Origin of the sequence: Streptomyces sp. DSM 15324 (genome assembly GCF_001514285.1) — a bacterium.
GTDB lineage: Bacteria > Actinomycetota > Actinomycetes > Streptomycetales > Streptomycetaceae > Streptomyces.
Genome location: NZ_KQ949026.1, coordinates 373,104 through 379,220, shown reverse-complemented (window position 1 = coordinate 379,220; position 6,117 = coordinate 373,104). Strand labels below are relative to the sequence as shown.

Below are 6,117 nucleotides of genomic sequence, written 5' to 3'. Positions count from 1 at the left end.
ACCACCGACCTGAACGGCTCGTCCACCGGCAAGCACACCCCGGGCAGCGGCGGCCACTCCGGCACCTCCGGTCACTCCGGCAGCGACACCTCCGGGCTGAACCACCATCTGCCGTCACCGAGTTCGTTCGACCTCCACGACTTCGACACCTCCGGTCTCAACGCCCACCAGCCCATGAGCACACCGCTCAACCCGGCACTGGCCGATGGAACCGCCGCCACCGGGCACGGGGGCGCCGACTCCTACGAGGACTACGACAGCATCCCGTACGCCGGTCGCGCGCTGGGCGCACCCACCGATGACTCCACCGGCTCCTCGGCTGCCCAGGAGAGCACCGGGGGCATGCCGCTGAACCCCATGGCGTTCGGTGGCATGGGCGGCATGGGCGGTATGGGTGGCATGGGCGGAGGCGGCACCGGCGGATCGAACGGCGAACGCGTCCGCTCGGTGCTCAGCGACGGCGACGGCGCCGCCCTGCGCCGACGGCGGAGGTCCCGGGGGGCCGCGTCGGCCGACGACGAGGAGGACGTGGTCGTCACCAGGGGCGGACGGCCCGTCACGGCCTCCACCCCGTACGCCCCCATGGGGATGGACGGCGGTCAGGGTGGCCGGTCCACCGAGTCAGGCGACCGCGTGCGGTCGAACTGGGGGACGGAGGAGGACGACGACGTGTGGGGCACGGACGAAGGCGGCGCTCCGGCGGTGATCGGACGATGAGCGGAGGCATGACGATGAACGACGGTGGCGGAAAGGACACGTCCGGGGAACCGGTGGCGCAGGCGGCGTCGATCGAGCAGCGGCTGGCCCAGGCGATGGCCGAACTCGAAGCCACCCAGAAGGCCGTGGCCGAGGCGGAGGAGGAACTGCGTCATGCATCCTGCACCGTGCGCTCCAGGGACCGTGCGGTCGAGGTCACGGTCGGTCACCAGGGCGAGCTGACGGAACTGCGGTTCCTGGACGGCAAGTACCGGAACATGACCGCCGGTGAGCTGGCCGGCAGCGTCCTGGAGGCGGCGGAGCGCGCCCGGACGCAGATGTCCCGGCAGGTGATGGAGACGTTCGAGCCCTTCACCCGGCCGAGCGACGCCGTACCCGAGATGACCGGTATGGACATCGACTGGGCCGCGATCTTCGGTCCCGGTGTCCAGGAGACCGCGCACACCGCACCCGGCGGCCCTTCCAGGAACCGCCTGCGCGACGAGATCCACGAGGACACGGAGGACGAGCACGATGTCTGACACCGGCGGCGCCTACAGCGCGAACGCGGACGAGGTCCGCAGGGCGGCGGAGCTCATCGACAAGATCGCCGCCATGTCCGGTGCCATCGTCGGCGACTTCGCCGAGGGGGCGAGGGCGACCAGCGGCTGGGAGGGCGACGACAGCTACGGCCGGTCGCTGCGTACGAACCTGGACAAGGAACTGACCTCGACGACCGACACCGGCAAGGCGGTCGCCGAGGCGATCGGCGCCGTCTCCCACGGCAGTCTCGAGAACGCGCGCAACATCCTCAAGACCCAGGCCGGAAACCTCGACGCGATCCTCACGTCACGGGGCGCGGGCAGCACCGGGACCGGCAGAAAGAGCTGATACGACATGGCGATCCAGGCCTCGACGCCGGTGAACAACATGCTGTTCGTCCTCACCGGCGAACGCCTAATCCAGGCGAACGAGGACCTGGCGCACGAGAGTCACGCACCGTACCGGAAGCTGGCCAGGAATCTGGACGAGCTGTCCGACCTGGTCGAGAAGTCGATCGGCAGCGCGGCCCGCGCGCTGCCGCCCCAGGCCGGCCAGAACTACGTCCGCGCGATGCGCATGTTCGTGGACCAGGGCGGGACCGCCAATCTCAACCAGTTCTCGCGGCAGCTGGACGAGGTCGCCGACAACAGGATCAGGACCTCCTACCAGATCAAAGAGACCAAGTGGCAGATCATCGCCGAGGTGATCCGTCTCATCATCGAGCTGCTCGTCGTCTTCGCCTTGTCGGTGTTCAGCAGCGGAGCGGCGGCCGGCCGGGCCGCCGTGGCCAAGGCCCGGAGCCGCGTCTTGATCCTCACGCTCATGGACACGCTCATGCGGCACACGCATATGCTGCCCATCCTGAGTGAGGCGCTGGAGGAGGCGTTCCAGTCCTTCGCGGTGCGCCTGGGCATGATCGCCTTCACGGACAGCCCGTTCAGTCCCAAGGGCTTCGACTGGAAGCAGATCGCCCAGGACGGCGCGTTCGGCGCGTTCGCGGCGGCTTTCATCACCCCGATCGCCAAGAGCGGCCAGGGCGCCTTCGACGCGCTCAAGAAGAGCTTCAAGGGGACGACACCTGTCAAGAACGTCGCCGACGACGTCATCGCCAAGGTCGGCGAGAAGACGGGTTCCTCGGTGATCAACCACACGCCCGGCGGAAAGGCCGGAAAGTTCGGCACGGAAACGGCCGTACCGGTCGAGCCCTCACAGGGCCGGCACCTCTCCGGCGGAAGTCTCGCCTTCGGTGAGGCGGGCGGTGAGTCCCTGGCCGAGGTGCTCGGCGGCGGACTGTTCTACGGCAACTGGTCCACGTCTTCGTCGACGTTCCTCGGCGCGGGCCTCAGCAACCGGTCCGAACACGTCCTCCACACGGGCGCCGTGGGCTCGGGCACGTGGATCAACACCAAGTTCTCCGTCGACCAGCCCGCCGGCACGGTCAACGGGCCGGACGCCGGCCTCGGCACCGGCGGCGGCGAGGACAAGGACACGAGCGAGAAGTACACCCGTCCGGGCATTTCGGGGAGCGGTGGCTCCACACACGCCGGAGACGGACCATCGGAGCCTGTCGTCCCCGTTCCCACCCTCGGTGCCGGTCCCACGGTCCCGGGGGGCCTCGACACGGGGACGCGGCCCGCACCCGGGGCCGAGGGCCCCGCCGCTGCCTCGGACGGCTCCACCGGCCCCGGGGGAACCTCGGTTCCGCTGGGCGCCGCCCCGACGACGTCGTCCTCGACGGCCTCCCCGAGCCTTGCGCCGACCACGAACACCACGAACGTCCCCGGCAACCGCCCCGGTGCCGGCCAGGGCGAGAACCCCGACGGCACGCCCGCGCACGACGCCGGAGCCGAGGAGACCGACCCGGACCGGACTTCACCGCTCGCGCCTACGGCGGTCACACCTGCCGCCGTCACTGCCGTGACGGCCACGCCGCCGGCCACCACGCCCACGGACGTCCCCGCCGCCGCGCCGCACTCCGGTACGGCTGTCCCTCAGCCGGCCCCCTCGGGCGACCCCGCCCACGCCCCCGCGTCACGGCCCGTGCGGACCGTCTCCGGGGACCCGGACGCGGCCGGGGACCGTGAGCATGACAGCGACAGCGATGCCGCCGCCGGCGAAGAGGGCGCCGACGGCCCTGTGCGGACGGTTTCGGAGACCCCCGCGGGCTCCGCCCCGTCGACCGGGCCGTCCCCCGGCTCGGTCAGCGCGGACGAGCAGCCCGCAGACCGCACGCCCCCTCTGGTCCAGCCCGTCCCCGCTGCCGCGCCGCACTCTGCCCCGACGGCTGCCGGGCCGGCCGCCACAGCCCGGCCCACTGCCGGAGAGCAGACGGTGCCCAAGACCCGTGGGGAGGCGGACGGGGCGGCCCCGGCCCAGGAGGCCGCGGACCCGGTCGAGACGGTGGGCGGGAACGCGGCGGATCCGGCCCACGACGCACTGGCCCACGGTGAGAACGCCGGTGCGGTGGCGCCTGCCGGACAGGTGCCCACCGTGTCGGGGGCCGTCGCGGGACCCGCGGCCGGCACCGGTGACGGACGGACGGAGGAGCGGAGGTCCGACCGGCCCGACGTTTCGGAGTCCGACAGCGACACCGCCGTGTCCGCCGGCCCTTCCGGGCGGTCCGTCAGGGGCGAGGCCACTGCGGTCACGCCCGTGACCGTGGAACCTGCCGCGCAACCCGGCGGCGGGCAGGAGCCGGGTGCGGTGTGGGGGGCAGGCGAGGTGCGTTCCGAGCGGTGGATTCCCCACCGGGCCGGGCAGGGGCCGGAGGGAGAGCCCCTGGCGGAGGCGTTCGAGTTCGGGTTGAAGGACGGGGCGCCCGTGGTGCGGCCGGGGTCGGGAGAGCTGACCGACGTCGGCTACGCGTGGGAACGGCGTCGGGGAAGCACGCCGGAGCAGGACACCATCCGGCTGACCCGCCGTGTCCTTCTGGTTCCGGAGGACGGTGTGAGCGAGGCCGAGGTCGCCGAGGTCCGCAAGAAGCTCGTCCTGGGCCTGGACCGCCTCGTCAACGAGCCGGGCCACAGGCTGGAGGCTCTCCAGGACCAGGGCGACGACCGGGTGGAGTCGGGTCCCCGGCTCCAGGTCACCGTCGAGTTCGTCACCTCCAAGGACCGGGCGCACACTGTGGTGGCTGTCGTCAAGGGCAGGCCCACCGACGACGAGCCGATGAGACAGAACGAGTGGTACACCGACGCTCCCGCCGACAAGTTCGTTCACGAGATCGTTCACGGCCTGGGTGTGCGTGACGGCAGGGACGGAGCCGACCCGCGGGTCCTGCTGACGCCGGGTGGTCACCGCCCGCAGGACGTCCCCGATGGCCATTACGACTTGATGGACGGGTACAAGGACGGCAAGAAGGCTCTCCTGACCTCCGATGACCTGCGGCAGATCGCAGATGTCCTGACCCCCTACCTCCACCGGAACACGGTCGGCGCCACGTCGGCTCAGGGGGTGGAGGAACGGTCCGGTCGGCGCGGTCTGGTTGTCGCCCCCGCGATGCGCGATGCACGGGGGGCGGGAGAACAGGGCGAGGGCGTGGCCGCCCGGACCGCGGGCGAGGGGCAGGCGGTCGCGCATTCCGGTGCGCTTGATGGACGACCGCCGCAGGATGTGCCGGACTTCACTCCGGGGGAGCGCGTCCTCGGGAGTGACGAGTTCCCCGGCCGGCCCCAGGAGTCCTCGGGTACGAACGGGGAGCCTGCAGGGTCTGTTGCGCCGCAGGCGCCCGCGGCGGGCGTTTCGACCGTGGCGGACGACCAGACCGCCCAGACCGCCCTGTCCCAGCTGAATGACCTGGTCCGCACACTGGGCAGCGGGGCGGCCGTGGCCAGGGAGCTGGGGGTTAACCAGTCCACCGTGACCAGATGGCTCAGCGGCACGAGGCGGCTGAGCGCAGACGCCGCCGGAACAATCGACGGGCTGCACGGCCGCCTCGCCTCCAACGGCGCGACCCGCCACAGGCAGCCGGCCGGCGACGTGCAGCGACGGGTGACCGACGCGTCCGTCAGGGACATCCTGGAATCGTTGTACGTGAAGGAGCGGGAGAACCACGCGGACGACGAGTCCGCGCTCCGGGCGGTGGCCGACGCACTCAGCGGCGGTACGGTCGAGGTGGACCGGGATGATGTGTACGACTGGATGTCCGGCAGGCGTGCCCTGGACCCGGTGGTGCGCGAGCGGATCGCCGAACACGCCGCGCTCGTCCACCCCGACGGCCTCCCCACCGTACCGGCCGACACCCCCGCTCTGCACACGGTGGAGACCCAGTACCTGGTGAACCGGCTCGGCCCCGACATCACGCCAAGACTGCTCGGCGTCTCACCGCAGGTCCTGGAATCCCTCCAGGCGGGCACTTCCTCCCCAACGCTGGAGGTCGCGGAGCGGATCACGGCAACCGCCGACCTGCTCCTGACGCAGAACACCACACCGACCGCCGACGACGTCACGAACCACGTCCGCCAGCGCAGAACCTGGCTCCAGAACGCCATCGCGGACCTCACCAGCCACCTGGGAACACTGTTCGTGGCAAGCGTGCTCGGCTGCAGCACGTCGGTCGTGCGCCGCTACCGCCTGGGTGGTCATGAGTCGAAGGTGCCGAAGAAGACGGCCGACCGGATCCGCGCGGCACTCGCCCTGCTCGACGAACACGGTCGCGACGGCGTCACCGCCGACGCGGTCACCGAACGCGTCACACCGGACGACACCGCAACCAAACTCCAGGCGTTGAGGGGCGTGGCGGGCAGTGGAAGGGACCTGGCCAGAGAGCTCCAGGTTTCGCGGGTGGCGCTGCGGGGTCAACTCGACGGCGGCGCGCAGGTCAAGGTCTCCCGGGAGTTCGCCGTGCGGGTGGACGCGCTGTTCGCACAGTGCAAGCAG

Annotated in this window: 2 protein-coding genes and 2 pseudogenes; all 4 read left to right on the top strand. The window is 71.4% G+C overall.

Features of this window, described 5'->3' with window-relative positions:
- Positions 1-717 (top strand): annotated as a pseudogene (locus tag AQJ58_RS15735) (hypothetical protein); the annotation flags it as partial.
- A 14-nt stretch (positions 718-731) separates the two neighbouring features.
- Positions 732-1,238, top strand: coding sequence for a YbaB/EbfC family nucleoid-associated protein (locus AQJ58_RS15730; protein WP_067250925.1), 507 nt, complete (start codon positions 732-734; stop codon positions 1,236-1,238).
- Entirely contained in the window at positions 1,231-1,587 is a 357-nt protein-coding gene (locus tag AQJ58_RS15725; RefSeq protein ID WP_067250411.1) for a hypothetical protein, read from the top strand. The genes AQJ58_RS15730 and AQJ58_RS15725 overlap by 8 nt, the downstream gene beginning before the upstream one ends.
- A gap of 6 nt (positions 1,588-1,593) precedes the next feature.
- Positions 1,594-6,117, top strand: a pseudogene (locus AQJ58_RS43315) (hypothetical protein); the annotation flags it as partial.